This is a genomic window from Arthrobacter psychrolactophilus, from assembly GCF_003219795.1.
GTDB lineage: Bacteria > Actinomycetota > Actinomycetes > Actinomycetales > Micrococcaceae > Specibacter > Specibacter psychrolactophilus.
The window spans coordinates 97,671-123,563 of record NZ_QJVC01000003.1 but is presented as its reverse complement, the minus strand read 5'-3'; the positions used below and the strand labels follow the sequence as shown (position 1 = coordinate 123,563).

The window sequence follows — 25,893 nt, the reverse complement described above, 5'->3', positions numbered from 1 at the left end:
TTCAGTTAGGCTTAGAGGTGGATAATCAAATAGCAGCAAGGAACGTCATGGTCTCACGTCCCCGCTTCACCTCCGTCATGGGCATTTTCTTAGCCCTCGTCTTAAGTTTTGCCTCGGTGGGAGTGATCGCCCAGCCTGCGCAGGCCGAGACTTCCGCAACCGTGACGATCACCTCGGCTTCCCCCACGGCGCTTCGCCTCAACCCGGGGACTTGCACGGCATCGAACACGCGTGCCCACTACACCATGGTGAAGATTCCCTTTGACTACAACGGGGGCAGTGGTCAGGTGAACTTCTCACTGACCATCAATAGTTCAGCTGCTACCACAGCAATGATTTACCAAGGCGCCTTCTTGCCGGATGACCCTGGAACCAATTGCTACATCACGGGCTGGAGCCAGCGAAGTGGTGCAAATAAGACCACTAAATTTGGTTTTAGTAACGGGGAAATGGTCGGATACCCGGTGACGCCTTGGTATCTGGTGTTGGCTAGTGATGACCCGGGTGCCGGTGTCAGTGCAAGTGTCTCTATCACCTCTAGCCAGGGGACTGTTGCCGTAGAGCCTCAGATGGAACCCGTGCAGCTCACTACGACGTCGCCACTGCCCGGCGGAGTCGTGGGTGCACCGTACAACACCACCCTCACTGCCACCGGTGGAACCGGACCTTACCGCTACACCGTGACGGGACTTCCCGCGGGGCTGAGCATATCCACAGCCGGAGTCATCTCGGGAACCCCCACGAATGCCGGGTCGTTTACGGCAGCCGTGACGGTCACCGATGAGCAGGGCAGGACCGCAGTCAAGAGCTTGGGGCTGAGCATCGCGGCCCCCTCCATTGCCGTTACGCCCACCACCATGCCAGCCGCACAGTTTGGCGCTCCGTACAGCCAGACTATCTCCGCATCCGGAGGTATTGGGCCCTACCGCTACGCACTGACGGCCGGTGCCCTGCCCCCCGGCGTGAGCATGAGCAGCGCTGGAGTTCTCAGTGGCACGCCCGCAGCTGGCGGCACCTTCTACTTCACGGTCACGGCCACAGATTCCGGCAATTTCACCGGCGCCCGGACCTACTCGCTGCCCGTCGGCGCCCCGACCATCACCATAGCGCCGCTAACAATGCCGGCCATGCAGGTATTTGAACCACTGTCAGTAACTGTCACGGCAAGTGGCGGAACCGGACCCTATTCGTATTCAATCGCCGCCGGTGCTCTGCCCGTCGGAGTGACGCTGTCATCCACCGGTGCGCTCACCGGAAAACCCACCACAGCTGGCCCGTATTCCTTCACGGTGCTGGCTCGGGACAGCACCGGCCCATACTCGTCCAGCCGGTCGTACAGCGGCACCGTTGCTCCACCGCAACTTCCTGTCATCCTCCCTGGACAACTTCCAAGCGGTGTGGTCGGTATGGTGTACTCGCAGCAACTGATTGGTGCGAACGGTGTGGGGCCCTATACTTTCGAGCTGGACTCGGGCGCATGGCCTGCCGGTATCACCATGAACAGCGCAGGTCTGATTTCAGGTACGCCCACTGCGGGTGGTTCCTTCCTTCCCGGGCTTAAGATCACAGACTCGCGTGGCCATGGGAGTATCCGGCAATTCCCGCTCTCCATGGGCCGGCCAACCTTTTCCTTTGCTCCTGCCACCCTTCCCGGAGCGACTGCGTACAGCCCCTATTCCGTTGACTTGACTGTCAGCGGTGGTGTGCGACCGTACACCTATTCAAAGTCAAGTGGCACGCTGCCCAGCGGGATCACGCTGGCGACCGATGGGACCTTGTCCGGGACCACCACTGCTTCTCCCGGAACTTATGACTTCACTGTCAGTGTCACGGACAGCACTACGGGGGAAGGACCTTACAGCGGCGTCAAGGACTACCAACTCACCGTTGTTGCCCCCACACTGCCCACCATCACCCCCGTCACGGTGCCGGGTGGAACGGCCGGGACTGCCTACTCGCAACAGCTCAGCGGGGCCACGGGTGTGGCGCCGTATGTCTTCTCAATCGATTCCGGCGCACTGCCAGCAGGCATCAGCCTGTCGAGCACAGGATTGCTCAGCGGCACTCCAACAGCAACGGGAACCTTCCCAGTGGCGGTCAAGGTGGCGGACGCACGCACCCTGAGTAGTACCAGGAACTACATCATCACCATTGCGGCCCCGTCGATCACCATTACACCCGCAACGCTGCCGGGCGCCAACGTTGGCGCAGTCTATGCCGTTGACGCTGGTGCCACAGGCGGGACCGCGCCGTACAGTTTTGCGGTGTCCTCCGGCTCATTGCCGGCAGGGCTGACGCTGACGGCGGCTGGCAAGCTTGCCGGAACGCCAACTGCACCCGGCACCAAGAACTTCACCATCACAGCCACTGACGATCTGGGATTCACCGGTTCGCGGGCGTACAGCTTGTTCAGCTCACCGGCTGCGCTGGTCTTGGGACCGACATCCCTTCCCGACCCTGTCGCCGGGGATTCGTACTCGGCCCAGCTCGTCACCACAGGTGGCTACGGCGACTTTAGCTACGCCGTCACGTCCGGTACCTTGCCCACGGGTCTCGTCTTGGCACCGGATACGGGTCTCATCTCGGGAACCCCGACGGCGGTTGGCAGCTACGGTTTCACGGTCACCTCAACGGACGTTGCCACGGCAGGCCCTAACCCGGTGTCGGTGAACCGCAGCTACACCCTGGTGGTACCCGCGGTTCCGCTCCAGCTCGTGGGGCAGCTGCCACAGGCCCACGTTGGCAGTACCTACACCGGAGCATTGGCAGCCAGCGGTGGTACAGGACCGTACACCTTCGTCTTGCAGCCCGAGGAATCGCTGCCCGCCGGATTGTCTCTGGCAGCCAACGGGCTCCTGACAGGAACCCCGGAGCTGGCCGGCACCTTTGACGTCGCCGTGAAGGTGACTGATGTCTACGGCTCCGCCAGCAACCTCACCGGATCCTTGACTGTGGCTCCGCTGATCACTGTTGCTCCTGGCACGCTCCCGGATGCGCAGACTGGTTCAGCGTATTCACAGCAACTCACGGCGTCAGGTGGAGCCGCGTCCTACACTTTCGCGGTCACTGATGGAGCCCTTCCGGATGGTCTGACTTTGTCTGCTGACGGTGCGCTCACGGGAACTCCCACGGTGCATGGCAGCTCAAGCTTCACCGTTACGGCCAAGGACGCCGGTAACTTCTCCGGAACCAAGGATTACACCGTCTCCGTGAAACCTGCCGCAGTTGTTGTGGGGCCTGCCGCCTTGCCGGCCCCGGCAGCCGGTGACGTCTACTCGGCGGAGCTGACAGCCACGGGTGGAATTGGACCGTTCACGTTTGCAGTCACCGCCGGCAGCCTGCCGACGGGACTGGCGCTGGCCCAGGACACAGGAATTATTTCCGGCACCCCGACGGCGGTGGGTAGCTATAACTTCACCGTCACCGCAACTGACGTTGCCACGCTCAATGATGTCCCCGTGGTCACTACGAACAAGGTCTACACCCTAGTGGTGCCCTCCGTCCCGCTGGAGTTGATAGGTACCCTGCCGCAGGCTCACGTTGGCAGCGACTATTCGGGAACACTGGCGGGAACAGGGGGCAAGGGTCCCTACACCTTCGTCCTGCAGCCCCAAGCAACATTGCCTGCGGGTCTGTCCCTGACCGCCAACGGGCTCCTGACGGGCACCCCCTCGGTTGCCGGTGACTACGACCTGGACGTTACACTGACGGACGTTTACGGTTCCAGCAGCAATGAAACGGCCTCCCTGACGGTGGCTCCGGTGGTTGTTGTTACACCGGCCGACCTTCCGGGCGCACAAACCGGCAGCGACTACTCACAGCAGCTCACGGCCAGCGGCGGCACGGGACCCTACACCTTTGCCGTCACGGCAGGCAGCCTGCCTGCTGGTCTGGCACTGGCGACAGACGGCGAGCTCACGGGAACGCCCACGGTGCATGGCAGCTCCAGCTTCACTGTCACTGCCACGGATGCCGACGGTTTCCCGGGTGACATCGCGTACACGCTCTCGACGATCCCGGCCGCCGTCGTCGTTGGACCGGAATCCCTTCCCGCAGCGACTGCCGGAGGCTTGTATTCGGTGCAGCTGACCTCCTCCGGCGGAATTGGCCCCTTTGCTTATGCCATCACCGATGGTGCTCTCCCTGCAGGTCTATTGTTGGCCGCTGATACGGGCATTATCTCGGGAACTCCGACGGCGGTTGGCAGCTTCGCCTTCACTGTCACATCCACGGATCAAGCCACGGGCACCGGCACTCCAGTCGTTACCGCCAGCCGCGCCTACTCCGTGGACGTTCCGTCGTATCCGCTGCATTTGGTGGGTAATTTGCCACAGGCCAAGGTGGGGTCCGACTTTACGGGCGCTCTGGCTGGCGGTGGCGGAACTGGCCCCTACACCTTCGCGCTGCAGCCTCAGGAAACCTTGCCGGATGGCTTGACTTTGGCATCCAACGGTCTCATCACGGGCACCCCGACCGTGGCCGGTACTTACGATCTGCCGGTCACATTGACGGACGTTTATGGTTCGGTCAGCAATGTCACGGGGTCATTGACTGTGGCTCCGCTGATCACGGTTGCTCCTGGCACGCTCCCGGATGCGCAGACTGGTTCAGCGTATTCACAACAGCTCACGGCGTCAGGCGGAGCGGCGTCCTACACCTTCGCCATCACTGACGGATCCTTGCCGGATGGCCTGACCTTGTCCGCTGACGGTGTTCTAGCAGGAACCCCCACAGCGCATGGCAGCACGTCCTTTACCGTCACAGCCAAGGATGCCGACGGTTTCCCGGGTGACATCGCGTACACGCTCTCGACGATCCCGGCCGCCGTTGTGGTTGGCCCGGAAACCCTTCCCGCAGCGACGGCTGGTAGTTCGTATTCGGCGCAGCTGACCTCGGCTGGCGGAATTGGTCCCTTCGGTTATGCCATCACCGATGGTGCTCTCCCGGATGGCCTGTCGTTGGCTGCTGATACGGGCATTATCTCGGGAACTCCGACGGCGGTTGGCAGCTTCGGCTTCACCGTGACATCCACGGATCAAGCCACGGGCAACGGCACTCCTGTTGTTACCGCGAGCCGTGTTTACACTGTCGACGTGGACTCGGCTACCTTGCACCTCACCGGCACGCTGCCTCGGGCCGAGGTAGGGGAGAGCTACACCGCACAGTTGACGGCTAGCGGAGGCGTGGAGCCGTATACCTTTGCCCTTCAAGGCGCTTCCGCGCTGCGGGCGCGCTTGGCAGCCGCGAGCACGGGATTGCCTGCTGGGCTCACGATGACCAGCGGTGGCGCCATTGCCGGAACGCCCACGGAAGTGGGCATTTTTGAAGTGGCAATCATTGTCACCGACGCCTACGGTTCCACGGGGGGCGTCAAGACCACCTTGACCGTTGCTCCGGCAGCAGTTGTTCCGACACCGACGCCGTCCGTCAGCCCGACACCGACACCGACTGAGACGCCGAGTGCGACTCCTCCGGTATCGCCCTCCGCAACTCCCACGGAGGAGCCTAGCGCCACGCCTTCGGCAACTGTTGTTCCGTCTGAGACGCCTAGCGCGACTCCTTCGGTGACACCGACTCCGACGGAGTCTGCTTCGCCGAGTGCGACGCCTTCGGTAACGCCTTCTGCAACTCCCACGGAGGAGCCTAGCGCCACGCCTTCGGCAACTGTTGTTCCGACTGAGACTGCAACTCCATCTGAGACGCCTAGCGCTACTCCTTCGGTGTCGCCGACTCCGACAGAGTCTGCTGCGCCGAGTGCGACGCCATCGGCAACTGCTGTTCCGACTGAGACGCTGGCTCCGACGGAAAAGCCGAGCACTGATCCTAGCGAGTCGGCGGAGCCGACGAAGCCGTCTACTCCGGTCAAGAGCCCAACGTCGATGATTCAGCCGACGGCCACTAGCTCTACGGCTCCTACCAAGGTGCCGTTGGCAACGACGGGAGCCTCCGGGGTTTCCTGGTTGGCCTATGGCGGTATTGCCGCAGTTCTGATTGGTCTGATTGCTCTGGCACTCAAGAGAAGACGCCACTAGAGTCAATAATTTGAGGGCTGCGACGAAATCGTCGCAGCCCTCAAATTTTTTCTTTGCTCCCACAGATAAGGTGCGTGGCTCTTGTCGTCGCGGCAATGGAACTGGATTCTCTATAGCGTTGGAACGGTCACCTTTAACATTTTGAATTGCCGTTGCCACCAGATGATTTCACCGCTACGGATAAGGCAACGGAAGCTGTTCCTCGCTTCCAGTGCCGTTGTCTCTTAGCCAAGCCCTGCGGAATTGGCGATATGAGCGTTAGATGAGTTACGCCGTCGTGCGTTAAAAGCAAGGAATTGTGAGCTGAATTACCGCTTTTTCCTGTGGTCAAGGCGGGAAATATGTGCTTTTGGTTCTAGGCGGTAATGTGTAAAAAGGGGTCAACGCCCCTCGAAATCACTACTTCGACGCAGAAGGACACAAATCCGTGGACCTGTTTGAATACCAGGCGCGCGACATGTTTGAGGCTCACGGCGTTCCCGTGTTGGCCGGCATCGTGGCGCACACCCCTGAAGAAGCAAAGGCAGCAGCCGAGAAGATTGGCGGCGTAACTGTCGTCAAGGCACAGGTTAAGGTCGGTGGCCGCGGTAAGGCTGGCGGCGTCAAGGTAGCCAAGAACGCTGATGAAGCGTTCGGTTACGCATCCGATATTCTCGGCATGGACATCAAGGGTCACACCGTAAACACGGTCATGATCGCTCAGGGTGCAGACATTGCTGAGGAGTTCTACTTCTCGGTTCTGCTGGACCGCGCCAACCGTAACTACCTGGCCATGTGCTCGGTAGAAGGTGGCATGGAGATCGAGGAGCTTGCAGTTGAGCGCCCCGAGGCTCTGGCCCGTGTTGCCGTTGATCCGGCCGTTGGCATCGATCAGGCCAAGGCCGACGAAATCGTCGCTACTGCCGGGTTCAACGCTGAACTGGCACCCAAGGTCGCCGCCACGATCATCAAGCTGTGGGACGTCTTCAAGAAGGAAGATGCCACCCTCGTTGAGGTCAACCCGTTGGTTCTCACCGGCGCTGGCGACATCGTAGCTTTGGATGGCAAGGTCTCACTCGATGAGAACGCTGACTTCCGTCACCCGCATCACCTGGAGCTCGAAGACGCTGCTGCAGCTGACCCGTTGGAGGCCAAGGCTAAGGCTGCGGACTTGAACTACGTCAAGCTCGACGGCGAAGTCGGCGTTATCGGCAACGGTGCCGGCCTGGTTATGTCCACGCTGGATGTTGTTGCTTACGCTGGCGAAAACCACGGCGGCGTCAAGCCCGCCAACTTCCTTGACATTGGTGGTGGAGCATCCGCAGAGGTCATGGCCGCTGGTCTGGACGTTATCCTCAACGATCCTCAGGTCAAGAGCGTTTTCGTTAACGTCTTCGGTGGCATCACTGCTTGTGACGCTGTCGCAAAGGGCATTGTTGGCGCACTGGCCGAGCTCGGCGCAGCTGCTAACAAGCCGCTCGTTGTTCGCCTCGATGGCAACAATGTTGAAGAAGGCCGTCGCATTCTCAACGAAGCCAACCACCCGTTGGTAACCCTGGCCGCCACGATGGACGAGGGCGCCGACAAGGCTGCCGAACTCGCCAACGCTTCGAAGTAGGGGAAAGAAACACATGTCTATCTTCTTGAATAAAGATTCCAAGGTCATCGTCCAGGGCATCACCGGCGGCGAAGGCACCAAGCACACCGCTCTGATGCTCAAGGCTGGCACCCAGGTTGTTGGTGGCGTCAACGCACGCAAGGCCGGCACCACGGTTGTTCACGGCGACGTTGAACTGCCCGTTTTCGGTACCGTTGCCGAGGCTGTCGAAAAGACCGCAGCAGACGTCTCCATCGTGTTTGTCCCCCCGGCATTCACCAAGGACGCTGTTGTTGAAGCCATCGAAGCCGGCGTTCCGCTGGTCGTTGTCATCACCGAAGGCGTGCCGGTTCAGGACTCTGCCGAGTTCTGGGCGCTGGCTCAGTCCAAGGTTGACGCTGACGGCAAGCAGATCACCCGCATCATCGGCCCGAACTGCCCCGGCATCATCACCCCCGGCGAAGCACTCGTTGGCATCACCCCGAACAACATCACGGGCAAGGGCCCCATCGGCTTGGTTTCCAAGTCCGGTACCTTGACCTACCAGATGATGTTCGAACTGCGCGACCTGGGCTTCTCCACCGCGATCGGCATCGGTGGCGACCCCGTCATCGGCACCACGCACATCGACGCACTTGCTGCGTTCGAAGCTGACCCGGAGACCAAGGCCATCGTCATGATCGGTGAAATTGGTGGCGATGCTGAAGAGCGCGCAGCCGATTACATCAAGGCTCACGTCACGAAGCCCGTTGTTGGCTACGTTGCAGGCTTCACCGCTCCTGAGGGCAAGACCATGGGCCACGCTGGCGCCATCGTTTCCGGCTCCGCAGGTACGGCTCAGGCAAAGAAGGAAGCCCTCGAGGCTGCCGGCGTCAAGGTTGGCAAGACGCCTTCCGAGACCGCAACACTGCTGCGCGAGGTTTTCGCAGCACTGTAAGTCTTCTTTTCCCACCAGGTGCGGGCCGAAACGCCCCATCTGGTGACTAATGCCACCGTTAGGCATTCTCGCTATAGGTCTACTTATAGCGAGAATGCCTAACGGTGGCATTTTTGTTGGGTGACCGGTTGGCGATGGCTCCAGAGCCACCATGTCCACACGTTCGACGGCGGATCCCTGGCCAGGTGCCTCAGCTGAGCCGGGCCAGACCTTCCAATCCCCGGGGCATCTGCACTTTCAGCCGAGCCAGCACGTCCTGCAGCTCCGGAGTCCGTTCTTGCGCGGGTGGTAGGGCCGCGGGGTTGATGGCGACGTTATCCGCCCAAGCCTTAATGTCTGGTTCGGACCCGAAGGACATCGAGGCACGGGTCCCCAGTAGGTTCATTGCTGCCCACTCCGCCAGGCTGTTCGGATAGGGGCTTGCTGGGCAGAGCCGGTTCTTTTCCGTGTCGTCATCCCGGGTGGCTTCCACATAGCCCGCGAGTGCTGCACCGAAGCAGGGAAAACCTGCCCGGATAGGTTGCAAGGTAATGGCGCTTCGACCCCAGAGGGGAATCAGGGGCCGGTATTTGAGCCCCGATGCGGCACAGTGCACCACGAGCGCGTTCTGCGCTGTGGTGACGGATCCGCCGTCGAGAATGATGCGGCCAGGCTCCACCCGGCGGACATGCCCCAACCTGACCACATGCTCAATGGTGCGAAGCAACTCCAGTTCCCACATGGCCAAGGTGGGGGTTTTCGCCATAGTGGGTGTGACGGAGCGATCGATCCTGATCATGATGTTGGCGTCTTCAAGACGCAGAAATAGCTCATCGAGGGTGGCCGCCGACCCGGCTTCCTCCATGATGTCGGCAACCATTCCGAAGAACACCGTGGGATTAGGTTGAAGCGCCGCCCGGTTGAGCATCCAAGGTTCTCGCGGCCTGACCCAGAGGATATTCCCTGCGTCCACCCCGTGATTGAGCAGCCAAATGCAGGCGTCACTGGCCGTCTTCCCCGAGCCCACGATGACATATTGGCCAGGTGCCTCATCGATCAGAGCCAGCTCGCCAACCGGAATGACGGTGGTGCCAGCTCCAACGTCGAAGGGTGCCGGAACTTTCGCCGGAATATCGGGGGAGAGGTACCGGGCATCGACGATGCGGCATTCTGGGGAGATCTCAAGGTGTTGGCCGGAGACGCGAGAGACAATTTCACGCTCCGGCAGGTACTCGCAGTTGGGGAAAAACTCCACCCGATCTGACTCGATCATGCGGTCCGTCAGAATATGACTGTAATAGGAACAGATCTCCGCGGAGTCGGCCCGTTCGTGCAGCCCGGTTTCGGGGCCACGATGCTGCAGCCGACCACGACCCAACAAGGTCGACGCGACGCCGTAGAACGCCGAGGCCTGATGGAGCCGAACAAAAGGGTAGGGATCCAGCCAGTGACCGCCCACGCCATGGCGACGGTCAACGAGTGCCACGCGCGCCGCGGAATGGTCAATCAGCGCATCAGTGAAGGCCATGCCCGCGGCTCCGGCCCCGACCACGAGGTAGTCAGCCCGCACCACGCCCGTCATGGACTAATCCAAGCACCATGGCGGTCGGTGAGCAATGCTTTTTGCGCGAAATTATGCGGGGCAAATGGCGATGGCATTCAGCCGCGGCGCCTCCCGCGGCGGCTCTCCGTCTGCCCCGGCGTTTGGCGGCGGCTACGAGGCAGGTACGACGGCGTGGAGCTGGGGGAGTGCCTCGACCAACGGTGCCAACTCGGGCAGCGTGGCCGCCTCGGCGAGGGCGCATTCGAGCGCCTCGTCATGGATGGGCTTGGCGGTGGCCAAGAGTTCCGAGCCGCTGGCCGTCAGCTCGGTATAAATGCCGCGGCGATCGTCCGCGCACAGGATGCGCGTGAGCAGGCCACGGTCCTCGAGGCGATTGACCAGACGCGTTGTGGCGCTGGGGCTCAGTGCCGTGGCGCGGCCCAGCTGCTGCATGCGCATATGCCATCCGTCCTGGCGGGCCAGTGCGTCGAGCACCGTGTATTCCACGACAGATAACTTGGCCTCGGTCTGGAGGGCCTTCTCCATGCTGCTCTCGATGAGCCCGTGGAGAGCGGCCAGTGTGCGCCAACCCTGGGCGCGAATTTCAACGGCGTCGTCCTTGATGCCCATGAGTAATCCCTTCGTGAAAAATGAGTTGTGCGGCACAAAAGCATTTAGTTGCTTGCGCTGGTTAGTTGCGCGTGCAACAATTTATCTAGCGTCTGCAACTACTAGCTTACGCGGCTTATTTCACTTACCCAAGTCTTTGAAGGAGAATCATGCCTCTCGGCCTGATCGCACTGGCACTCGGAGGGTTCGGCATCGGACTGACCGAGTTTGTCATTATGGGCCTGCTGCCGGAAGTCTCAGCCGACTTCCAGGTCAGCGAAGCCACCGCCGGCTGGCTGATTTCCGGCTATGCGCTCAGCGTGGTCTTAGGCGCCCTGTTTCTCACCGCAGCCGTTACCCACCTGCCACGTAAGCCTGTGCTGGCATCACTGATGGTCCTCTTCATTGCCGGAAACCTGTTGTGTGCCCTCGCGCCCGACTACAGCACCATGATGGTTGGTCGCGTCATCGCCGCCCTCTGTCACGGAGCGTTCTTTGGCATTGGCGCCGTGGTGGCTGCCGATATGGTGGCACCCAATAAGAAAGCCGGTGCCATCGCCATCATGTTCACGGGTCTCACCGCGGCCAACGTCCTGGGTGTTCCGCTGGGTACCTTGCTCGGCCAGCAGGCCGGGTGGCGCTCCACGTTCTGGGCCATCACGGCCGTCGGTGTGGTTGCCTTGGTGGGCATTGTGCTCCTCGTTCCCAAGATTGCCCATGAGCGTAGCGCCGGTCTCCGCGGTGAATTGCAGGCCTTCAAATCACGTCAGGTCTGGCTCTCCATCACGGTTACGGTGCTGGGCTATGGCGGCGTGTTCGGCGCCTTCACCTACATCGCCTTCACGCTAACCAATGTCTCCGGATTCGCCCCGACCTCCGTGCCATGGCTGCTGATCCTCCTGGGCGTGGGCCTGTTCATCGGCAATACCCTCGGCGGCAAGGCGGCTGATAAGAATGTCGATAAGACGCTCATGGTGATCCTGCCGGCTCTGGTCGTCATCCTCGCCGTGTTTGCCCTGACCGCCACCAACCAGCCCATGACCATTGCGTGTTTGTTCCTGATGGGCGGCATTGGTTTTGCTACCGTTCCCGGCTTGCAGATGCGTGTCATGAAATGGGCGACGGCGGCACCCACCTTGGCGTCCGGCGCCAACATTGCAGCCTTCAACCTAGGCAACGCCCTCGGTGCCTGGCTAGGTGGCGTCACCATCACGGCGGGTCTGGGGTACACCTCGCCCATCTGGGCCGGTGCCGGGCTGACCGCCTTGGCCGTAATCGTGATGGCCTACGCGGGCGCTATCGGGAGAAGCGCAACCGCAAGTAGCGAGCAAAAGCTGCCATCCGACGTCGAACTTCAGTCTGCTCAAGCCCACTAAAACCACTTCAACAACGAAGGACAACATCATGAATTCCATCCCCACAGTGACACTGAACAACGGCGTTCTCATGCCGCAAATCGGCTACGGCGTGTTCCAGGTGCCCAACGACGAGACCGAGGTGGCCGTAACGGCGGCGCTGGCGGCGGGCTACCGGAGCATCGACACGGCGGCGATTTACGGAAATGAGGAGGGCGTGGGCCGGGCGATCGCGGCGTCGGAGCTGGCGCGCGAGGAACTGTTCATCACCTCGAAGGTGTGGATTGGCGAGCTGGGCTATGACGCAACCGTGGCCGCCTATGAGGCAAGTCTGGCCAAACTCGGCCTCGACTACCTCGATTTATACCTGATTCACTGGCCGGCCCCCGCGAGCGAGAGCTACCTTGACTCGTGGAAGGCCCTGGACATGCTGTTGGCGGCGGGTCGAGTCCGGGCCATCGGCGTGTCCAACTTCCTGCCCGAGCACCTTGAGAAGATCATTGCGTTGGGCGGGACGGTGCCGGCCGTGAACCAGATCGAGGCGCATCCGGCCCTGCAGCAGCGCGATATCCAGGGCGCCAACGCGGCTCACGGAATCGCCACGGAGGCGTGGAGCCCGCTGGCTCAGGGCGCCCTCTTGAGCGATCCGGCCGTGCTGGCGATTGCCGATACCCATGGCCGCACACCCGCCCAGGTCATCCTGCGCTGGCACCTGCAGCAGGGGCGCATCATCATCCCGAAGTCGGTCACGCCGTCGCGCATTGCCGAAAACCTCGACATCCTGGGCTTCGAGCTTGCCGCCGCGGAACTCTCCGCGATTGACGAGCTGGAGCGCGACGGCCGGACGGGGCCGCACCCGGCCACCTTCAACGGCTAAACAACAAAGGGCCGGCGCGGTCATTCGCCGAAGGAGCAATCCCTCGGCGAATGACCGCGCCGGCCCTTCGCGTTGTGGTGGTTACTGCTGCACCATCGGCAGGCCTTCGGATTCCCAACCGCTCATGCCGCCGCCGAGCGTGTCGGCATTGAAGCCGAGTTCGGTCAAGATGGCGGCCACACGTGCGCTGCGCCCGCCAGCGTGGCAGACGGCGATGACGCGGCGGGATTTGTCGAGCTCGCCGGAGCGGTCCAGTATGGAGCCCGACGGAATGTGCACAGCATTGGCGATCATGCCGGTGGCCAGTTCCGCCGACTCGCGCACATCAACGATCTGGACGGTGGCATCTGCTGCCAAAACGTCGGCGGTGGTGATTTCCTGCATGATTGCTCCTTCTCTGAGGGCACCACGATGGCACCTGAAAGTCTCATAACAACCGTAACGGGATTTTCCGGCGCCGGCGCACACTCGCGGCTAGGCTGAAGGGCGTGAATGCTCCTCTCGCGCCCCGCGACCTTGAAATTGAATCGCTGCCCCGCTTCGATGCGCTCGTAGCCGACGGCGCTACATCCATGCGCGGCTGGCACTTCCAGTCTGTGGATCTGCGTGGGCGATCCTCCGAGCTGGTGGATTTGCGTGCCTCGGGCGCCGTTTTCATGGGCTGCGCCTTTGCCGCCGGGATCGAGGATCTGCTCCGTTCGCGTGGTGCCTTGATCTTCCCGGTGCTGCCGTATCTGCCCTTCAACAGCTATCGCGGCCACCTCTACTCCGCCGCCGAGCTCTTCGAGGGTATCTCCGCCGCCGAGTATGAGGCCGTGCCAGACGCCAAGATTTACCAGTGGAGCCTGCAATCTGGCCGGATGCCGTCCATGCACGCCACGCTCGCCTCGGCCATGCATGACCACGCCATCTCCGACGCGCTTGACGATTTCCTTGCCGAGCAGCCGCTTCCCGTGGTCGGGGTCATGGGCGGTCACGACGCTCCCCGCGGCAGTGAGCAGTACGCTCAGGCGGCCCAACTTGGCCGTACCCTGGCCCGCGCGGGTTTCCTTGTCGCAACAGGAGGTGGCCCCGGTGCCATGGAGGCGGCCAATGTGGGTGCATACCTTGCCACGTACGACGCCGGGACTCTCGAGGGTGCGCTGCTCACCTTGGGGGAGGTCCCCGGCTTTCGCCCGTCGGTCACCGAGTGGGCCAGGGCGGCTTTCGCTGTGGTGGACGCTCATCCAGAGGGTACGCAGACCCTAGGCATTCCCACCTGGTTCTATGGGCACGAGCCGCCGAATGTCTTCGCAACACACATAGCGAAGTACTTCACGAACGCCTTGCGGGAGGCGGTGCTCCTCGATCGCTCGCGGGGCGGGATCGTGTTCTTGCCGGGAGCAGCCGGAACCGTGCAAGAGATTTTTCAGGACGCCTGCGAGAACTACTATGCGGCCGAGGGGGCCGTCGTGCCGATGATCTTAGTGGGGCGCAGGTACTGGCAGGACGAGGTGCCTGTGCTGCCGCTGTTGCGGAAGCTGGCCGCCGGACGATCCATGGCAGATCACGTGCATGTGGTGGACAGCGTGGCAGAAGCCGCCCAGCTCCTGAGAGCCTCCCGCTAACCCACTCCCTCTCTCCCATCATCAACAACTGCTGCCTCCCCTTTGAAGACAGAGGGCGGTTAGCCGCCGATGACTCCTCCGAAGGCCAGACCTAGGAGGTAGGTGGCCGCGGCTGCGCCCATGCCGATGGCGAGCTGACGCAGGCCGCGCCACAAGGGCGATGCGCCGGAGAGTAGACCCACCATGGCGCCGGTACCCATGAGGCTCAGGCCTACGAGTACGCAGGAGAGAATCAAGGAGCCAATGCCCGTCATGCCGAAGAGGAACGGAATGATGGGAATGATGGCGCCCGAGGCAAAGAAGCAGAAGCTGGAGCTTGCGGCTCCCCATGCCGTGCCGAGTGTCTCGTGCTCGTCGGCGGATTCAAAGCTTTCCGGCTGCAGGGACAAGCTGGGATCGCAGTCGCAGGTGAACGTGCCCATGCGCTCGGCGGCGCGGTGTTCGGCGGCCTCGCGCGACATGCCGCGTGCCAGATACACCAGCACCAGCTCGTTGTTTTCCAGATCCAGAGACTTCGCCGCCGTCAAGGTGACCTGAGTTGGCAGGGACGCGTCAAGCAGCTCGCGTTGGGAGCGCACCGAGACAAATTCTCCGGCACCCATGGAGAGCGCTCCGGCGAGGAGTCCGGCGATACCGCTGAAGAGTACGACCTGACTTGATACACCGGTGGCGGCCATGCCGGCTACCAGGGACAGGTTGCTGACAAGACCGTCATTGGCGCCAAAGACAGCGGCGCGGAAGGTGCCGGAGAGGCGAATACGTCCACGCGTTGCGAGGCCGCGGACCACTTCCTCGTGGATGGATTCGTCAGCGGCCATGGCGGCCGTGGCGTCGACATCGCTCGCGTATGGGGAGCGCGACTCGGAGCGCTGAGCCAAGGCCAAAACAAAGACGGATCCGAAACGGCGGGCCAGTAATCCCAGAATCTGGTTGTTGATGGAGGCGCGGGCAGGTGATCCGGCGTGTTCGCCCAGAAGGTTGAGCCAGTGTTGTTCATGGCGACCTTCGGCCTCGGCCAGAGCCAGCAGAATGGCTTTCTCTTCACCGTCGCGGCGCTTGGCCAGATCACGGTAGACGGACGCCTCGGCCCGTTCGTCGGCGAGATACTGGCGCCAGCGCTTGATCTCGGTCTTACTTGGAATACGTTCAGCCACGGGTCTTGCTCCTCAAAGTCAGCCCCCACTTTAGCCCGAATTCTCGCGGTTTTTCGGCCGGTAAGCCTAGTGAAAAAGTTTCGGTGCACCGGAAATGCCAAGTTAAGTAATATTGAGAAAGTACTTGACGCACTGGAAAGTACTTTCGTAGAGTGGAGGCATTAGCGGGAAGTTAGACGTTACCCACCAAGGAGATTCTCATGAACACAGCAATCAAGAACAACGCCTACTACGCCAACCGGGTCATGTGGATCGGATTCTCGATCGCCTTGACGACCATGGTGGCCCTCTTCATCGCTGGCGTCGTCATCGGCAACGCCGGTATGGCCGTCATGGCATCCTCCACGGGAGCACTTCTTGGTGCGGCGGCAACAGCAACCCACAAGGTGATCAACAAGGCGAAGTAGGCAGCAGATCGGGCCGGGCGAAAGAAATAGCTCCCCGAAATCGAGCTCACGTTGTACTCTGGCAGTGAAGGAGCAACGATGCACACCATGCCTACCGAGGACGACAGGCCCGGCACACTACTCATGTCGGTGGGGCGTGCCCTAACGGTTTTGGACTGTATCGGATCGGCCTCACGCCCACTCTCGGCAAAGTCCATTGCTCGCTCCACCGGCCTGAGTCTGGGCACCGCCTACAACGTGCTGCGCACCCTGGCACATTCAAACTATGTGGTCGCCGAGCGCGATGGCTTTGTTCTTGGGCCTGCCCATCCAGCGCTGGCTGCGGGTAGCCAAGCCGTCACCCTGGCACGAAGTCGCGGCATTTTGAACGGACTGCGTGAAGAAGTCCGTGCCGCCATCTACCTCAGTCGCTTCACGGACGGTGAGATCGAGGTCGTTGACATCGTCGATACACCCACCACCCCGCGCGTGGATCTGTGGGTCGGCATGCAGGATGGCGCCCACGCCACGGCGTTTGGCAAGCAAATTCTGGCCGCTCTGGACGCCTCCACGCGCATGGATTACATCACCCGGCACCCGCTCGCCGAACTGACTCCGTACACGATCCGCTCGCCGAGAGAATTCATACGCGAGCTTGAGCAAAACGCTTCAACTGCCATGATGGATCAGCAGGAGTATGCCCTGGGTTTCACCTGCATTGCGGTGCCCGTGGCGACCTCCTCCTGGATCGGGGCATTGGCGCTGTCCGTACCTTCCGGGCCGAACACCGCCACGGGACTCACCCGGACGGACTATGCCAAGGCGCTCCGCGAAGCCGCCGGTGATCTGTCACTGGCCCTCGGCAGCAGCGGCGAAACCGCCTACTTCGGCGCTGCAGAAAGCTAGAGTTCGGGTCAAGACTCTGCTTTTCACGGACTGAAAAAACCACCATGTCGCCGTGGGTGACGTGCGTCTAGTCTCGAGTGACAGGGACACCGAACCCGCACTGAGTAGATTCAGTTGCCGATTCACAAGGCCCCCTGTTCGGACACGATGGCTGGACAAAGGAGTCGCTATGACCACCGAAATAACTGAGGCCACCACGGCGCTCAGCACAGAGCAGAGGCGCGATTTACTGCGTCAGATGATTCTCATAAGGACGTTTGAGGAAGCCATTCTGCGCGAGTATCACGCAGATAAGGGTCCCGGTTTCGATATCGGTAAAGGCTTGATTCCCGGTGAGATGCATCTTGCTGCTGGTCAGGAGCCGGTGGCTGCCGGGCTCTGCGCTCACTTGGAAACAGGAGACGGGCTCACCGCCACACACCGCCCGCACCACCTGGCTATTGCCAAGGGCATGAAGCTGCGCTCGCTCGCCGGTGAGATCTTTGGCCGCGAATCAGGATTGGGCCGAGGGCGCGGAGGACATATGCACCTCTTTGACCCGGTGACGCACTTCTCCTGTTCCGGCATCATCGCTGAGGGATTCCCACCCGCCCTCGGCCAGGCCTTCGCCTTCCGCAGGGCCGGCAATAACAACATCGCCGTGGCTGTTGCCGGAGAGGGCGCCGCCAATGCCGGCGCATTCCACGAGTCCCTAAATCTGGCGGCATTGTGGAAGCTGCCGGTCATCTTCATTATCGAGGATAACGACTGGGGTATCTCGGTGGCCCGCAGCGCGTCAACCTCCGTTGCCTCCAATGCCGATCGGGCCGCCGCCTACGGCATCCCGGGGGTTCGTATCGAGAACAACGACGTCGAGGCCGTCCACGCCGCAGTGGGTCAGGCGGTTGCTCGTGCCAGGGCAGGTGACGGCCCGAGCCTCATCGAGGTCCACACTCTGCGCCTGTGGGGTCACTTCGAGGGCGATGCCCAGGGGTATCGCCTCAATCTGGACACCGTTTCGGAGGGTGATCCCATCCCGGCCTACCGCGGCAAACTCCTCGACGCCGGTGTAGTCACCGCCGCGGACATCGCCGCCATGGAGGCAGAAGCCAGCACTCAGGTCGAAGACGCCATCGAGCATGCCAAAAATTCGCCAACGCCCAACCCTGCCGAGGCCCTCAAGTACGTCTTCGTGGAAGGAGTCTAATGATGAGTATCTCAACGGAAAATACGACGCCGGGACAAGCGTCACTGCCGATCGAACCTTTGCCCGGTACCCGACGCCTCAACACGGCCAAGGCAATACAGGAAGCCATTGGCTCCGCCATGGTGCAGGATGACTCGGTGTTTGTCATGGGCGAAGATGTGGGATCGTACGGTGGCATCTTCTCCTCCACCACGGGGCTCCTGGACACGTTTGGTCCAGATCGAATCATCGACACGCCCATCTCGGAATCGGCCTTCATTGGACTCGGCATCGGTGCAGCCGTCGAAGGCATGCGACCCATCGTGGAACTCATGTTCGTTGACTTCTTCGGCGTCTGCATGGACCAGATCTACAACCACATGGCCAAGATCCACTACGAATCCGGCGGCAATGTTCGCGTCCCCATGGTCCTCATGACGGCCGTGGGCGGCGGATATTCCGACGGCGCCCAGCACTCGCAGGCGCTGTGGGGCACCTTCGCCCACCTGCCCGGCATGAAGGTCGTGGTCCCCTCCAACCCCTACGACGCTAAGGGACTCATGACGGCGGCCATCCGCTCCGACGATCCCGTGGTGTACATGTTCCACAAGGGCGTCATGGGCCTAGCCTGGATGGCGAAGAATAAACGCTCCATCGGCGCCGTTCCCGAGGAGGATTACGAGGTTCCGCTCGGTAGGGCCAAGGTGGTCCGCGAAGGCACGGACGTCAGTATCGTGACGCTCTCCTTGTCCGTGCATCACAGCCTGGACGTCGCGAAGCAGCTGGCGAGCGAGGGCATTGGTGTTGAGGTCCTGGACCTGCGTTCCCTGGTTCCGCTGGATCGCGAAGCCATCATCGCCACGGCCGCCAAGACCGGCAGGGTTGTCGTCGTGGATGAGGATTACCAGTCCTTCGGCCTCTCCGGAGAAATTGCTGCCACGATTTCCGAGCACGACCCCCAGCTGCTCAAGCATTTCAGCCGCGTGTGCATGCCAGACACCCCCATTCCCTACGCCCAAGAACTCGAATATGCTGTGTTGCCAACGGCCGCACGCATCGAGGCCGCAATCCGAAAGGCGGTTGCCGAATGAGCGATGTCCTGTTCCCGATGATGACGGGGGATGCCTCTGAACCCGGCGTCCTTGCGACCTGGTACGTGGCGGACGGTGAGGTCGTGGCCGAAAATCACCTCATTGCCGAGGTGGCCATCGACAAGGTCGACGCCGAGATTTACGCCCCCGTCGCCGGTACCGTCACGCTTCGGGTCGAGGAGGGTGACGAAGTGGCCCAAGGTGCCGTGATCGCCTCCATCGAGTGAGCCTTAGCTCACCCCTGATCTCCACCCCCGGGTCGCGAGCGACCCGGGGGTGGGCCCAACTTTGTGTCCACAAGCCCATTCTCCCAGCGGGCTTGTGGACACAATTGTGTCAACGCTACGCTGGTTCAGTGATGACCGGATCGGCCTTGCGCCACACACAGATCGGCAAACCGGCTAGCTCCTGAGCCGCATGCGGAGCCTCGCGAATAGCCGGGCACCTCCTTCTTTGGCCTACCCAGCCACCAGCCGCGCGCACCAGCGCGCTGGCCCCTACAGAAGAAGGAGAACACCATGTCAGCTACGTTTAACCACACCATCATCGCCGCCACGGATCGCGAAGAGTCCGCACGCTTTTATTGCGAGCTCATCGAGGCTACGCCTGCCCAGTCCTGGGGCCCCTTTAGCAATATCGTGCTCCACGACGGCGTCATGCTGCAATTCGCCGAGCCACCGGTGACGATCCAGATGCAGCACTACGCCTTCCTGGTCGACGACGAGCTCTTCGACCGCGCGCTGGCCCGTCTCAAGGAACACCACACGGACTATTGGGCAGATCCGCAGCTCCAGCGCCTCGGCGAAACGAACACCGAGCACGGCGGACGTGGCTTCTACGTCAAGGATCCGGCCGGGCACGGCCTGGAGCTGATCACGCAACCCTACTTCTAGCCACACCCCGTGAGGTGCGGAGCCTAGTAAGCAGAGAGGCGGAAGCCGAGGCGACGCCCGGCGCGGACGCCGTTCTGCGCCACGGTCACCACGAGGGTGCCGATCTCGGGGATCCAGGCGGCCGGTCGCACCGCACGATCCAGTGCCGCGATGAGCTCGCCCGGCTCGGGGGAGTAGTAGGCGTGGTAGCCAGTGGGGGTGAAGAAGGTGACGGCGCCAAGGTTCACATCCACCGCGGGCAGCACCGGGATTTCGGCGGTGCGAGTGGGCTGGCGCTTGATTGCGGGGGCAACAGAAGTCAGGGTCATGGTCAATGCCTTTGCGTGCTCTTACCGTGGAACTTTTCCACCGGTCACTTCCTCATCCGAACCACCCGTGAAGCATGGGGTTGGTGTGCGACCAGTCGGAGCTTGGCATCGCATCTCTTGAAGCTGACCCTTACGCTATCTCAAAAAGTACGACGGCGGGAGCTTTCGTCACATATTACGGAACCTCCCGCCGTCGTCCCGTCATGAGAGGAACGTGGCTGGATCTTGACCGCAAAGCAACGACTGTTGCCTGCTGGGCTAAACTTTCCTCGTACCAACAGTCACAATGCCGCAGGACGTTTTGGGCGGTAAAAGAGGATGCGCCATGAAAGCACTGCCCCTGGAACCGAGTTCGGCGCCGATTGCTATTGGCTCGCGCATCCGTGCCGCCCGTCAAAACCAACGCCTCACGATCGAGCAGGTGGCCGACGCGACCGGGCTGACGAAAGGATTCCTGAGCCGGGTCGAGCGCGATCTCACCTCGCCGAGTGTCGCCTCCCTGGTCACCATGTGCCAGGTGCTCTCCGTGTCGATCGGTGACTTGTTTGCCGCTCCCGAAACATTCTTATGCCGTGAAGGAGAAGGCCCCAGGATTTCGCTTGGCGGTGAGGGCATTGTGGAGCGACTCCTGACGGCGCGCTCGGAACGCCGGGTGCAAATCCTCAGTGCCACGATTGAGCCCTTTGGTCGTGGGGAATCGGAGCTGTACGCCGTGGACTGCGACGTGGATGTTTTGCACGTCATCAGCGGCGAACTGACCTTGATCATGGCTCAAGAATCCTATGATTTGAAGGCCGGAGACACGCTGTCCTTCCCCGGACGCGAGCCGCACAGCTGGGAAAACCTCAGCCCCAACCCCGTCGAGGCGCTCTGGATTCTGGTCCCGGCGGCCTCGGGAAGTAACTAGCGCCGCCATCAGGTGGGTAACTTGACCCGGCGTTGAGTTGGCAGATAATGCCCTTAAGACTCCTTCTAAGCGGCGCGATGTGGCGACTCAACGTGGGGTCGTGGTGGGTGAGGGCGCAGAGGGGCAGAGGCGCGCCGTCGAACTCGGGGGAGAGCCACTCAAAGCGGGTCACGGGGCAGCACTCCTCCTCGCGGAGTCTCCAAAGCCCCCAATTCTCCGTTGTGACTACCCGGCAGTAACATTGTTGTGAGCTGAACCACACAAGGGAGTGTCGTGCTAGAAAAGCAAGCAACCTCGGCCACACAGAATCGGGCACGGCTGGGCCCGCGCACCTGGCTGGCGTTGATTATTGTCGGTTTTGCCGGGCAACTGGCCTGGACCGTTGAAAACATGTACCTGAATGTTTTTGTCTACAACACCATCAGCACCAACCCGGCCGTCCTGGCGCTCCTGGTCTCCTCGAGCGCCATCGTCGCGACCGTAGCCACCTTCTTAGTGGGCGCTGCCTCGGACAAGGCCCGCCGCCGTCGAGCCTTCATCGCTATCGGTTATGTCCTGTGGGGAGGCTGCACGGCCGCGTTTGGCTTCGTCCAAACCAGCGCGCTCGCCGAACTTCTGCCCGCCGCCAATGCCGTGGTCCTGGCGATCATCGCGATCGTCTGCCTGGATGCGATCATGTCCTTCTTTGGCTCCGGCGCCAACGATGCCGCGTTCAACGCCTGGGTCACGGAGTCCACGGTTCCGGCCAATAGGGGACGGGTGGAGGGCGTGCTCTCGGTCATGCCCCTGCTGTCGATGCTCGTCATCTTCGGCCTGCTCGACGGCTTGACGCAGGACGGGCGCTGGCAGCTGTTCTTCGGCATCATCGGGGCGCTGACGGCCGTGATCGGAGTGCTCGCGTGGTTCCTGGTCCGCGATGCGCCGAGCATGGTGGTCAGCGGCGATAGCTACCTCAAATCCGTGGTGCACGGCCTGCGCCCCTCGGTCATGCGCGACAATCCGCGCCTGTACTGGGCACTCACAGCCTGGCTCGTGGTGGGCACCTGCACGCAGGTCTTCCTGCCGTATCTGATCATTTACATCCAGCGTTATCTGCGCATCGACGGTTACGCCATCATCCTCGGCGTGGTGCTGATCTCGGCCGCGATCCTGAGCATTCTAGGTGGCCGCCTGATCGACAGAATCGGCAAGCTCGTCTCGGTGCTGCCCGCCACGGCGATCCTCATCATCGGCCTGCTCGGCATGTTCTTCGCCCGAGACATGGGCCCGGTCATGATCGCCGGAACCATCATGATGGCCGGCTTCATGCTGACCGTGGCCGCCATCTCCGGCCTGGTCCGCGACTTCACGCCCCCGGATCGAGTGGGCAACGTCCAGGGCCTGCGCATGATCTTCGCCATCATGGTCCCCATGGTGGTTGGCCCGTTCCTCGGCGCCGCCGTCATCGCGGGTGCGGCGGAAAGCTACCTGGACCTGGGTGTCGAAAAGTCCGTCCCCACCCCGTGGATCTTCCTCGCGGCCGCCGTGGTGGCACTCTTCACGGTCATCCCCGTCCTCCGCCTGCGCAGCGCCAGCCGCCGGGAGCTCGCGGCATGAACAACGCCACCCACACCCGGCTGACCCCTTGGGGTGAGACGCTGAATCCCGACGCGGTGCTGCAGGAGTACCCGCGACCCCAGCTCGTGCGCAACAGTTACGCCAATCTCAACGGCCTGTGGCACTATGCCATCACCTCCCAAGAAACGCACGACGGCGGCCAGCCCGGTCTCGTTGATGGCGAGATTTTGGTGCCCTTTTCCCCCGAGACGCCACTGTCCGGGGTGGGACGCCAACTCCTACCCGGCGAGAATTTACGGTACTGGCGCGAGCTCACCCTGCCGGCAGATTTCCTGCAGGACCGCGTGCTGTTGCACTTTGGTGCCGTGGACCAGCGCTGCACCGTCATGGTCAACGGGATTCCAGTGGGTGGCCACCGCGGCGGCTTCCTGCCCTTCACTCTGGATATCACCGAGGCCCTGCGTGCAGCTGTTGATGGAACGCACATCCTGCAGGTAGACGTCCAGGACGACAGCGACACCTCTTATCACTCTCGCGGGAAGCAGCGCCTCAAGCGTGGCGGCATTTGGTACACGGCACAGTCGGGCATCTGGCAGACAGTTTGGCTGGAATCCGTGCCGGCCGTGCACATTGAAAAACTCACGCTGCTGCCCGATCTCAACGGCGCCGCCGTCGAGGTGACCGTGCACGCGACGGGAGGGCACCAGGCGGAGGGGGACTCCGCCGTCGTACATGCCGTGGTGACGATTAGCGACGGTGCCGGGCAACTCATCTCGCTGGAGGTGGAGCCCAATGTGGCCACGCGGATTCCGCTGAGCCGGGTGCGTCCGTGGTCGCCCGAGGATCCGTTCCTCTACGACGTGGCCGTCACGCTCGGCGCGGATCGGGTCACGAGTTACTTTGGGCTGCGCTCCTTTGGGGTGGGGCCGGATGCCAGCGGGGTGGAGCGACTGCTGCTCAACGGCGAGCCGTACTTCCATGCGGGGCTGCTGGATCAGGGCTATTGGTCGGACGGTTATCTGACGGCGCCCTCGGATGCGGCCATAATTTACGATATTGAGCTAGCCAAGCGGCTCGGTTTTACCATGCTGCGCAAACACATCAAGGTGGAGCCGCTGCGCTGGTACTACCACTGCGATCGGCTCGGCATGCTGGTGTGGCAGGACCTGGTCAATGGCGGCACACGGTACAAGGCGCCCGTCATCACCGCGCCCGTGTTGCTGCCCATGCGCCTGAATGACGGCAAGTACGCCAGATTTGGCCGGTCGGATGCTGCGGGGCGGGCCGACTTCATGGACGAACTGCGGGACACCGTGGAGCTGCTGCGCAATATGACCTCGCTGGCCGTGTGGGTTCCGTTCAACGAGGCGTGGGGGCAATTCGACGCGCTCGCGGCCACGGCGGAGCTGCGCTGGCTCGACCCCAGCCGCACGATCGACCACGCGAGTGGCTGGCACGATCAAGGCGGCGGCGATCTGAAAAGCCTGCACATTTACTTCACCGCGTTCAAGCTGCGGAAGCGCTGGCGACGGGACCCGCGCGCCGTCGTCCTGTCCGAATATGGTGGCTATAGCTTGAGGCTGGCCGGACATGATTTTAGCGACCGCGAATTTGGCTACCGACGCTATACGACGCAGGCGCAGCTGAGCCGGGCCTTCACGCGCCTGCACGAGGGCGAGATTGTGCCGGCTATCGCCGCGGGGCTCTCGGCCGTGGTCTACACCCAGCTCAGTGATGTTGAGGATGAGCTCAACGGCTTGATCAGCTATGACCGAAAGGTCGCCAAAATGCCCGACGCCGTGGTGCAGGCCGTGACGGCCCAGCTGCGTTATGGCAGCACAGAATCGAATCCCACCGTGAGGAAGCCATGAGCCCGGAAATTCTGGACGAGAAAGAAATCACCACGCCCGTGACGCTGACGCTGCCCAACGGCCGGCTGAACCCGGCGGCCGTGGGTTGGAGCCGGACGCCCCTGCACGACACCTCCGGAATCGGCCGCGGCATGCAACGTTGGGGTCGCAATAAGCGCTGGGAGTACTGGGCCATGACCTCGCCCAGCCACATCATCGCCCTCACGGTGTCCTCGCTGGACTATGCGGCCGTGCATGAACTGTGGGTCCTGAACCGCGCCACGGGTGTCTCGGTCGGCGCCAACGTGACGGGTATTTTGGGCGGCAGTGCCACCCTCCCGCCGTCGTTGGGGGACGGCCCGGTGCGAGCCGCCACGAAAAAGCTCCGGATCGACATCGAGGAGGTGCCCGGCGGGACGCGATTGCGGGCCGTCACGGAGCGCGTGACGCTGGACGTTTTTGCCGAGCGTCCTGAGGGGCACGAGGCGCTCGCCGTCGTGGTGCCGTGGAACGAGAAGCAGTTCCAGTACACGGTCAAGGACGTCGCCCGCCCGGCTACCGGCACCGTGAGCGTTGACGGGACCACTTTCAGCCTGGAAGCGGGCGAATCGTGGGCCGTGCTGGATCACGGGCGAGGACGGTGGCCCTACTCGATGCACTGGAATTGGGGCGCGGGGTCGGGCACCACCGATGGGCGCGTGATCGGGATTCAGCTCGGCTCCAAGTGGACCGATGGCACGGGCGCCACGGAGAACTCGCTGCTCGTGGACGGGCGGCTGCACAAGATCAGTGAGGATCTCATCTGGGATTACAGCACCACGGATTGGCTCGCGCCGTGGCACATTCACGGCGCCACTGCGGATCTGAGGTTCACCCCGGTGTACGACAAGGTCTCCGCCATCAACCTCGGCATCCTGAGCAATAACACGCACCAGTGCTTTGGCCACTACGACGGCGAGATCACCGACAGCGACGGCCACCGCATCCGGGTGGCTGGCATCCTGGGGTGGGCCGAGGACGTCCACAACCGCTGGTAGTCCCCGCGCTCCTCCGTGACCGTGACCGTGTACCTCGCCCACCCCGCCTCCTCCGCCACCTCCGCCTCCGTGCGTTGACTTGGCAGCTAATGCCCTTATTCCACGGTCAGAAGGGCGTTAGCTG

The 25,893-nt window shown here is 62.3% G+C and carries 21 protein-coding genes and 1 riboswitch; of the genes, 16 read left to right on the top strand and 5 right to left on the bottom strand.

Translation table 11 applies throughout. The annotated features are described in order from the left end of the window. Positions 1 to 47: 47 nt before the first annotated feature. The 3 genes from CVS30_RS04985 (at position 48) to sucD (ending at position 8,545) form a co-directional block, all read left to right on the top strand. Complete coding sequence (locus CVS30_RS04985) at positions 48 to 6,032, top strand: beta strand repeat-containing protein (RefSeq protein WP_110484228.1); 5,985 nt, start codon at positions 48 to 50, stop codon at positions 6,030 to 6,032. Positions 6,033 to 6,459: 427 nt separating this feature from the next. Beyond that, positions 6,460 to 7,629 (top strand): ADP-forming succinate--CoA ligase subunit beta, encoded by a 1,170-nt coding sequence (sucC, locus tag CVS30_RS04980; RefSeq protein WP_110484227.1) that lies wholly within the window; start codon positions 6,460 to 6,462, stop codon positions 7,627 to 7,629. A gap of 13 nt (positions 7,630 to 7,642) precedes the next feature. Beyond that, positions 7,643 to 8,545: a succinate--CoA ligase subunit alpha gene (sucD, locus tag CVS30_RS04975; protein ID WP_110484226.1), complete on the top strand. Its 903-nt coding sequence runs from the start codon at positions 7,643 to 7,645 to the stop codon at positions 8,543 to 8,545. 190 nt (positions 8,546 to 8,735) lie between these two features. Here sucD and CVS30_RS04970 read toward each other — a convergent pair whose 3' ends face one another. Continuing rightward, positions 8,736 to 10,106 (bottom strand): NAD(P)-binding protein, encoded by a 1,371-nt coding sequence (locus CVS30_RS04970; RefSeq protein ID WP_110484225.1) that lies wholly within the window; start codon positions 10,104 to 10,106, stop codon positions 8,736 to 8,738. 132 nt (positions 10,107 to 10,238) lie between these two features. Beyond that, on the bottom strand, positions 10,239 to 10,697 hold the full coding sequence (locus CVS30_RS04965) for a MarR family winged helix-turn-helix transcriptional regulator (protein ID WP_110484224.1): 459 nt from the start codon (positions 10,695 to 10,697) through the stop codon (positions 10,239 to 10,241). 149 nt (positions 10,698 to 10,846) lie between these two features. Between CVS30_RS04965 and CVS30_RS04960 the strand changes: the two genes are divergently transcribed. Together CVS30_RS04960 and CVS30_RS04955 are read left to right on the top strand one after the other, a co-directional pair. Beyond that, the gene (locus CVS30_RS04960) at positions 10,847 to 12,052 is read left to right on the top strand and encodes an MFS transporter (RefSeq protein WP_110484223.1); all 1,206 of its coding nucleotides are present in this window, start codon (positions 10,847 to 10,849) and stop codon (positions 12,050 to 12,052) included. Between the two features lie 28 nt (positions 12,053 to 12,080). Continuing rightward, a complete protein-coding gene (locus tag CVS30_RS04955) occupies positions 12,081 to 12,908 on the top strand; it encodes an aldo/keto reductase (protein WP_220033863.1) in 828 nt (275 codons plus the stop codon). An 81-nt stretch (positions 12,909 to 12,989) separates the two neighbouring features. On the opposite strand, the gene CVS30_RS04950 is transcribed toward CVS30_RS04955, so the two are convergent. Then, positions 12,990 to 13,292, bottom strand: a complete 303-nt coding sequence (locus tag CVS30_RS04950; RefSeq protein ID WP_110484221.1) for a rhodanese-like domain-containing protein — start codon at positions 13,290 to 13,292, stop codon at positions 12,990 to 12,992. A gap of 104 nt (positions 13,293 to 13,396) precedes the next feature. On the opposite strand from CVS30_RS04950, the gene CVS30_RS04945 reads away from it, so the two are divergent. Beyond that, positions 13,397 to 14,515, top strand: coding sequence for an LOG family protein (locus CVS30_RS04945; protein WP_245934439.1), 1,119 nt, complete (start codon positions 13,397 to 13,399; stop codon positions 14,513 to 14,515). A gap of 59 nt (positions 14,516 to 14,574) precedes the next feature. Here the strand turns inward: CVS30_RS04945 and CVS30_RS04940 are convergent, their stop codons facing one another. Further along, positions 14,575 to 15,669, bottom strand: a complete 1,095-nt coding sequence (locus CVS30_RS04940; RefSeq protein WP_110484220.1) for a VIT1/CCC1 transporter family protein — start codon at positions 15,667 to 15,669, stop codon at positions 14,575 to 14,577. A 200-nt stretch (positions 15,670 to 15,869) separates the two neighbouring features. Here CVS30_RS04940 and CVS30_RS04935 point away from each other — a divergent pair, with 200 nt between their 5' ends. The 6 genes from CVS30_RS04935 (at position 15,870) to CVS30_RS04910 (ending at position 20,110) form a co-directional block, all read left to right on the top strand. Then, a complete protein-coding gene (locus CVS30_RS04935; RefSeq protein WP_110484219.1) occupies positions 15,870 to 16,076 on the top strand; it encodes a hypothetical protein in 207 nt (68 codons plus the stop codon). Positions 16,077 to 16,154: 78 nt separating this feature from the next. Continuing rightward, positions 16,155 to 16,961: an IclR family transcriptional regulator gene (locus CVS30_RS04930; protein WP_220033862.1), complete on the top strand. Its 807-nt coding sequence runs from the start codon at positions 16,155 to 16,157 to the stop codon at positions 16,959 to 16,961. A gap of 169 nt (positions 16,962 to 17,130) precedes the next feature. Next, the gene (locus CVS30_RS04925; protein ID WP_110484218.1) at positions 17,131 to 18,147 is read left to right on the top strand and encodes a thiamine pyrophosphate-dependent dehydrogenase E1 component subunit alpha; all 1,017 of its coding nucleotides are present in this window, start codon (positions 17,131 to 17,133) and stop codon (positions 18,145 to 18,147) included. A gap of 2 nt (positions 18,148 to 18,149) precedes the next feature. Beyond that, the gene (locus CVS30_RS04920) at positions 18,150 to 19,217 is read left to right on the top strand and encodes an alpha-ketoacid dehydrogenase subunit beta (RefSeq protein ID WP_110484217.1); all 1,068 of its coding nucleotides are present in this window, start codon (positions 18,150 to 18,152) and stop codon (positions 19,215 to 19,217) included. Next, positions 19,214 to 19,444, top strand: a complete 231-nt coding sequence (locus tag CVS30_RS04915; RefSeq protein WP_110484216.1) for a biotin/lipoyl-containing protein — start codon at positions 19,214 to 19,216, stop codon at positions 19,442 to 19,444. Before CVS30_RS04920 ends, CVS30_RS04915 begins: the two co-directional genes overlap by 4 nt. Positions 19,445 to 19,735: 291 nt before the next feature. After that, positions 19,736 to 20,110: a VOC family protein gene (locus CVS30_RS04910; RefSeq protein ID WP_110484215.1), complete on the top strand. Its 375-nt coding sequence runs from the start codon at positions 19,736 to 19,738 to the stop codon at positions 20,108 to 20,110. A 23-nt stretch (positions 20,111 to 20,133) separates the two neighbouring features. On the opposite strand, the gene CVS30_RS04905 is transcribed toward CVS30_RS04910, so the two are convergent. Next, a complete protein-coding gene (locus tag CVS30_RS04905) occupies positions 20,134 to 20,418 on the bottom strand; it encodes a hypothetical protein (RefSeq protein WP_110484214.1) in 285 nt (94 codons plus the stop codon). A gap of 12 nt (positions 20,419 to 20,430) precedes the next feature. After that, a riboswitch (SAM riboswitch) is annotated at positions 20,431 to 20,541 on the bottom strand. Positions 20,542 to 20,743: 202 nt separating this feature from the next. On the opposite strand from CVS30_RS04905, the gene CVS30_RS04900 reads away from it, so the two are divergent. The 4 genes from CVS30_RS04900 to CVS30_RS04885 all read left to right on the top strand — a co-directional run bounded on the left by CVS30_RS04900 (position 20,744) and on the right by CVS30_RS04885 (position 25,769). Next, positions 20,744 to 21,325, top strand: coding sequence for a helix-turn-helix domain-containing protein (locus CVS30_RS04900; RefSeq protein WP_110484213.1), 582 nt, complete (start codon positions 20,744 to 20,746; stop codon positions 21,323 to 21,325). A 273-nt stretch (positions 21,326 to 21,598) separates the two neighbouring features. Next, the gene (locus tag CVS30_RS04895) at positions 21,599 to 22,921 is read left to right on the top strand and encodes an MFS transporter (protein ID WP_220033861.1); all 1,323 of its coding nucleotides are present in this window, start codon (positions 21,599 to 21,601) and stop codon (positions 22,919 to 22,921) included. Continuing rightward, a complete protein-coding gene (locus CVS30_RS04890; RefSeq protein ID WP_110484212.1) occupies positions 22,918 to 24,753 on the top strand; it encodes a glycoside hydrolase family 2 protein in 1,836 nt (611 codons plus the stop codon). The genes CVS30_RS04895 and CVS30_RS04890 overlap by 4 nt, the downstream gene beginning before the upstream one ends. Next, positions 24,750 to 25,769, top strand: coding sequence for a DUF2804 domain-containing protein (locus CVS30_RS04885; protein ID WP_110484211.1), 1,020 nt, complete (start codon positions 24,750 to 24,752; stop codon positions 25,767 to 25,769). The genes CVS30_RS04890 and CVS30_RS04885 overlap by 4 nt, the downstream gene beginning before the upstream one ends. Positions 25,770 to 25,893: the final 124 nt, after the last annotated feature.

Bases quoted from the DNA above. Each gene is read 5' to 3' on its own strand.
- CVS30_RS04920 (WP_110484217.1), top strand. From the start codon at position 18,150: ATGAGTATCTCAACGGAAAATACGACGCCGGGACAAGCGTCACTGCCG.
- CVS30_RS04905 (WP_110484214.1), bottom strand. From the start codon at position 20,418: ATGACCCTGACTTCTGTTGCCCCCGCAATCAAGCGCCAGCCCACTCGC.
- CVS30_RS04965 (WP_110484224.1), bottom strand. From the start codon at position 10,697: ATGGGCATCAAGGACGACGCCGTTGAAATTCGCGCCCAGGGTTGGCGC.
- CVS30_RS04950 (WP_110484221.1), bottom strand. From the start codon at position 13,292: ATGCAGGAAATCACCACCGCCGACGTTTTGGCAGCAGATGCCACCGTC.
- sucD (WP_110484226.1), top strand. From the start codon at position 7,643: ATGTCTATCTTCTTGAATAAAGATTCCAAGGTCATCGTCCAGGGCATC.
- CVS30_RS04960 (WP_110484223.1), top strand. From the start codon at position 10,847: ATGCCTCTCGGCCTGATCGCACTGGCACTCGGAGGGTTCGGCATCGGA.
- CVS30_RS04955 (WP_220033863.1), top strand. From the start codon at position 12,081: ATGAATTCCATCCCCACAGTGACACTGAACAACGGCGTTCTCATGCCG.
- CVS30_RS04885 (WP_110484211.1), top strand. From the start codon at position 24,750: ATGAGCCCGGAAATTCTGGACGAGAAAGAAATCACCACGCCCGTGACG.
- CVS30_RS04970 (WP_110484225.1), bottom strand. From the start codon at position 10,106: ATGACGGGCGTGGTGCGGGCTGACTACCTCGTGGTCGGGGCCGGAGCC.
- CVS30_RS04890 (WP_110484212.1), top strand. From the start codon at position 22,918: ATGAACAACGCCACCCACACCCGGCTGACCCCTTGGGGTGAGACGCTG.
- CVS30_RS04935 (WP_110484219.1), top strand. From the start codon at position 15,870: ATGAACACAGCAATCAAGAACAACGCCTACTACGCCAACCGGGTCATG.
- CVS30_RS04915 (WP_110484216.1), top strand. From the start codon at position 19,214: ATGAGCGATGTCCTGTTCCCGATGATGACGGGGGATGCCTCTGAACCC.
- CVS30_RS04925 (WP_110484218.1), top strand. From the start codon at position 17,131: ATGACCACCGAAATAACTGAGGCCACCACGGCGCTCAGCACAGAGCAG.
- CVS30_RS04930 (WP_220033862.1), top strand. From the start codon at position 16,155: ATGCACACCATGCCTACCGAGGACGACAGGCCCGGCACACTACTCATG.
- CVS30_RS04985 (WP_110484228.1), top strand. From the start codon at position 48: ATGGTCTCACGTCCCCGCTTCACCTCCGTCATGGGCATTTTCTTAGCC.
- CVS30_RS04900 (WP_110484213.1), top strand. From the start codon at position 20,744: ATGAAAGCACTGCCCCTGGAACCGAGTTCGGCGCCGATTGCTATTGGC.
- CVS30_RS04910 (WP_110484215.1), top strand. From the start codon at position 19,736: ATGTCAGCTACGTTTAACCACACCATCATCGCCGCCACGGATCGCGAA.